The organism is Kitasatospora sp. NPDC048298 (assembly GCF_043201465.1).
In the GTDB taxonomy this organism is placed as follows: domain Bacteria; phylum Actinomycetota; class Actinomycetes; order Streptomycetales; family Streptomycetaceae; genus Kitasatospora.
In genome coordinates, this window is sequence record NZ_JBICYZ010000145.1 from 1 (window position 1) to 4,414 (window position 4,414).

4 protein-coding genes are annotated in these 4,414 nt (G+C 70.9%); all 4 read left to right on the plus strand.

Annotation, left to right across the window (positions count from 1 at the left end; all coding sequences use genetic code 11):
• Nucleotides 1-318 precede the first annotated feature (318 nt).
• The 4 genes from ACGF0D_RS43915 (at nucleotide 319) to ACGF0D_RS43930 (ending at nucleotide 4,179) form a co-directional block, all read left to right on the plus strand.
• Nucleotides 319-1,518, plus strand: a complete 1,200-nt coding sequence (locus ACGF0D_RS43915; RefSeq protein WP_392926149.1) for an NAD(P)/FAD-dependent oxidoreductase — start codon at nucleotides 319-321, stop codon at nucleotides 1,516-1,518.
• Nucleotides 1,519-1,636: 118 nt separating this feature from the next.
• Nucleotides 1,637-2,533, plus strand: coding sequence for an RNA polymerase sigma-70 factor (locus ACGF0D_RS43920; protein WP_392926151.1), 897 nt, complete (start codon nucleotides 1,637-1,639; stop codon nucleotides 2,531-2,533).
• Between the two features lie 62 nt (nucleotides 2,534-2,595).
• Nucleotides 2,596-3,000 (plus strand): hypothetical protein, encoded by a 405-nt coding sequence (locus ACGF0D_RS43925; RefSeq protein WP_392926153.1) that lies wholly within the window; start codon nucleotides 2,596-2,598, stop codon nucleotides 2,998-3,000.
• A 246-nt stretch (nucleotides 3,001-3,246) separates the two neighbouring features.
• A complete protein-coding gene (locus ACGF0D_RS43930) occupies nucleotides 3,247-4,179 on the plus strand; it encodes a hypothetical protein (RefSeq protein ID WP_392926155.1) in 933 nt (310 codons plus the stop codon).
• The last annotated feature ends 235 nt before the right edge of the window (nucleotides 4,180-4,414 follow it).

Genomic DNA, 4,414 nt, shown 5'->3' on the forward strand with positions numbered 1-4,414 from the left:
CTGGCGGCAGCACGAACCGGACACGCCGCTCATCGCCCAGTGGTGACCCGACGCCGACCGCGTTCAGGCCTACGGCCGGACGCCATCGCAACTGGTGACCATCCAAGCGCGCAGGTGCGTCAGGCTGGTGCCGCGCCAGCAGTGTCCGTCCTGCCGGGGAGGAGGGCTGTCCTCCAGCCGATCAACCGCGTTCCGGGCTGAAGGTGGAGGGCTCCGCGCGCCGAGCCCGCACCCGTGGAGTGATCTGTGCCACATGCTGTCACAGTCGTCGATCGCGCGGTGTCTTGAGGCCGAACCCCTGGAGACGGAGGAGACACCATGGCTGAGAGTACCGACGTGGTCGTGATCGGCGGTGGGTACGCCGGCGTGATGGCCGCGAACCGGCTGACGCAGCGCGACGACGTGACCGTGACGCTGGTCAACCCGCGTCCGGTCTTCGTCCCGCGGCTGCGCCTGCACCAACTGGTGGGCGGGTCCCACGACGCGGTCGTCGACTACCGGGACGTCCTGGCCGACGGCGTCCGGCTGGTGATCGACAGCGCGACCCGCATCGACGCGGCCGAACGCAGCGTGACGCTGGCGACGGTCGGCACGGTCGGCTACGACTACCTGATCTACGCGGTCGGCAGCGTCAGCGCCGACCCGGACGTGCCCGGAGCAGCCGAGTTCGCCCACCCGATCGCCACCCTGGAGAAGGCGCAGCGGCTGCGGTCGATCCTCGACGCCGCTCCCGCCACGGCCACGGTAACGGTGGTCGGGGGCGGTCCGACCGGCATCGAGACCGCCGCCGAGCTCGCGGAGCAGGGCCGCCCGGTGACCCTGGTCTGCGGAGGCGTGCTCGGCCCGTACCTGCACCCCCGGGCCCGACGCACGGCCGCCAAGCGGCTCGCCAGGATCGGGCTGACCGTACTCGACGGCCCCGGCACCAAGGTGACGGCCGTGACCGGCGACGCCGTGCACCTCGGTGACGGCCGCGAACTGCCGAGCGAGGTCACCATCTGGACCGCCGGCTTCGGCGTGCCCGATCTGGCCACGCGCAGCGGGCTGACCACCGACGCCGCGGGGCGCCTGCTCACGGACGAAACGCTGACCAGCGTGGACGACGAGCGCATCATCGCGGCCGGGGACTCGGCAGCGCCGTCGGACCTGCCGTTCCGGATGAGCGCCTACACCGCGGGTTGCCTGGGCGCACACGCCGCCGACACGGTGCTGAGCCGGATCGCGGGAGGGCGGCCTGCGCCCGTCAACCTGTCGTTCCCCGCCATGTGCATCAGCCTGGGTCGTCGCGCCGCCGTCTTCCAACTCGCCCACAAGGACGACACCGCGAGGAGGCTCTACGTCACCGGCCGACCGGGCGCGAAGCTCAAGGAACTCTCCTGCGCGTTCAGCGTGAAGCACCTGGTGGAAGAGGCACGCAAGCCCGGTTCGCACACCTGGCCCAAGGACGACAAGCACCGGCCGCAGCTGCTGCGGGCCAGGCGCGGCAAGGCGGCGGCCGCCGCTGAACGGGCAGCGTAGCCAGGCATTCGTGGCCGGCCCGGCCGACCGGCGGCACGGCGGGCCAAAGACCATGCCGTTGACACATGTTCGAACGCCGCTTGGAGCCAGGCCGGCCGCCGAGGAGAGATCACGAGAGATGACCGACCACGCCACGGACAGGGCGACCGACACGTTCGTCGCCCACCGCAACCTGCTGTTCACCGTCGCCTACGAGATGCTCGGATCGGCGGCCGACGCCGAGGACGTCCTCCAGGAGACCTGGCTGCGGTGGGTCAAGGTCGACCTCGGCCAGGTGAGCGACCAGCGTGCCTACCTGGTCCGGATCACGACCCGTCAGGCCCTCAACCGGCTGCGCACCCTGAAGCGCCGCAGGGAGGCGTACGTGGGCCAATGGCTGCCCGAGCCGCTGCTCACCACGCCGGACGTGGCCGAGGACGTCGAGCTCGCCGAGAGCGTGTCGCTGGCGCTGATGCTCGTCCTGGAGACGCTGTCGCCGACCGAGCGGGCCGTCTTCGTGCTGCGCGAGGTCTTCGACGTCGCCTACGACGAGATCGCGGCGGCCGTCGACAAGAGCCCGGCCGCCGTCCGCCAGATCGCCCATCGCGCCCGCCGGCACGTCGACGCCCGCCGCCCACGGCAAGCGGTCTCCCCGAGCGAAGCGCGGGCGGCCGTGGAGTCCTTCCAGCGCGCTCTCGAAACCCGGAACCCGCAGGGCCTCCTGGACGTGCTCGCCCCTGACGTCGTCCTCGTGAGCGACGGCGGCGGCCTGAAGCGAGCCGCGCTGCACCCAATCATCGGCGCCGACAAGCTGGTCCGCTTCTACCTCGGCGGCTCCAGCAAGGTCGAAGCCACGATCACCTGCGAGCCCACCGTGGTCAACGGCAACCCGGCACTGGTCGTGCGCCTGGACGGCGAGCTCGACGGTGTCATGGCGATGCGTGTCGAGGACGGCCGCATCACGGGCGTCTACTACGTCCGCAACCCCGAGAAGCTGACCCGCGTCGAATCCGAGACCCCGCTCACCCTGCGATGAACACGCCGGACCAGCGCCACGCCACCCATCCGTCACCGAGAGGCAGAACAGGAGACCGCGCCATGGCCACACAGACGACGGCAGGAGAGCGCAGCCTGACGTTCATACGGGTCGCGGTCGCCCTGCAGACCCTGGCCATCTTCTTCCAGGCGGCCACCGCCGGACTGCTGCTGTCCACGTCCTACGGCCAGACGCTGCACAGCGCCGGAGCGCGCGTGATGTACGGCGCGTCCATGCTGTACGTGCTCGCCGCGATCCTCGCCTGGCGGCCGGGCGGCGGCACACCCCGTCCCATCCTGTACGCCACCGGCTTCCTCGCCCTCGCGTCGGTACAGGTCGTGCTGGGCATCGCGCTCGAGCCCTCGCTCCATGTCCCCCTGGGCGTCCTGATGTTCGGCCTCAGCACCCTCGCACTGGGTCAGACACTGTCCACCCGCCTTCGGAGCCGTACCAGCATCAGGCCGTAGCCACCGCTCCCTACCGTCGGCAACGGCAGCCCGGCGCCATGAACACCGAAGGCCCCGCTCCGAGCCAAGGCACCGCGCTGGGGATTGCGCAGCGCGCCCACCCGGTCCCCGTCACCACGTGAAGCACCTACACGCACTGCCCGAGGAGGAAGCATGGATACTCCGACCCCGCGCGCAGCCGACACACTGCCGTCACCTTGGCCGACGGTGGCCAGGACAGTCGTCCTGCTCACGGCGATCATCAGTGTGCTGCTCACCGCCTTCGCCTGGCCGTCGGTGCGGTCGCACGTGCACGACGTGCCGATCGCCGTCGCCGGGCCGACCACCGCCGTCACACAGATCAGCACCGCCCTGGACCAACGGCGGCCGGGCGCCTTCGCGATCACCAAAGTCGCCGACACCGCAGCCGCCGAGCAGCTGATCCGTGACAGGAAGGTGTACGGGGCAATCGACGTCAGCTCCGGCACCCCGCAGGTCATCACCGCCTCGGCCGCCAGCGCAGCAATCGCCCAGACCCTTCAGAGCCTCGCTACCGCGCTCAGCCAGGGCCAGACACCCGGAAACGGCACCGCGGTCCCCATCCGCGACCTCGTCACGCTGCCGACCGACGATCCGCGCGGTGCCGGCCTCGCCGCCGGAGCCCTGCCCCTGGTCATCGGCGGCCTGCTCTCCGCACTGCTGCTGACCAGGCTCGTCCGCGGCACCGCCCGCAGGATCGCCGGATCCCTCACCTTCGCGGTCACCGGCGGCTTGGCCGTGGCAGCGATCCTGCAGTTCTGGCTCGGCTCGCTGAACGGCTCCTACCCGGCCAACGCCGGCGCGATCGCCCTGACCATCGCGGCCACGTCCCTGAGCATCATCGGGCTGGAGTCACTGCTCGGCTTCGCCGGCATCGGCCTCGGCGCGGTTGCCATGATGCTCGTCGGCAATCCCCTGTCAGGAACGTCGACCGCACCTGAGATGCTGCCCAGCTGGTCCGGCATGCTCGGTCAGCTGCTGCCGCCCGGGGCGGGTGGCCAGTTGCTGCGCTCCACCGCTTTCTTCGACGGCGCTGGCACCACCCGCTCCGTCATCGTTCTCGTGACCTGGCTCATGCTCGGTGCAGTCCTGTGTCTGGCCGGCCGCCTGCGGGTGCGCCGTGCCACGAACGCTCACACGCCACCGCCCGGCAGGTCCTGACACCTGCCGGGCGGCGAGCGGAATTGATGCGCTGCTCAGGGGCGCGTGGCGATGATCGCCTCGGTCCGGATGAGTTTGTCGAACTGGCCGCTGGGGGCGAAGACGGTGAAGGCGTCGCGGAGGTCGCATCCGAAGGCGTCCTAGTGTCCTGCGCCGGAGATCCGTCGGCAGAAGCGCGCTAGGGAGTCGAGGATCTCGTCGGCGGTCTTGGTCCAGGTGAACGGTGTGGGGTCCT

What these genes read in the sequence shown, in the direction of transcription:
- ACGF0D_RS43915 (WP_392926149.1), top strand. Translation starts at nt 319, where the DNA reads ATGGCTGAGAGTACCGACGTGGTCGTGATCGGCGGTGGGTACGCCGGC.
- ACGF0D_RS43920 (WP_392926151.1), top strand. Translation starts at nt 1,637, where the DNA reads ATGACCGACCACGCCACGGACAGGGCGACCGACACGTTCGTCGCCCAC.
- ACGF0D_RS43925 (WP_392926153.1), top strand. Translation starts at nt 2,596, where the DNA reads ATGGCCACACAGACGACGGCAGGAGAGCGCAGCCTGACGTTCATACGG.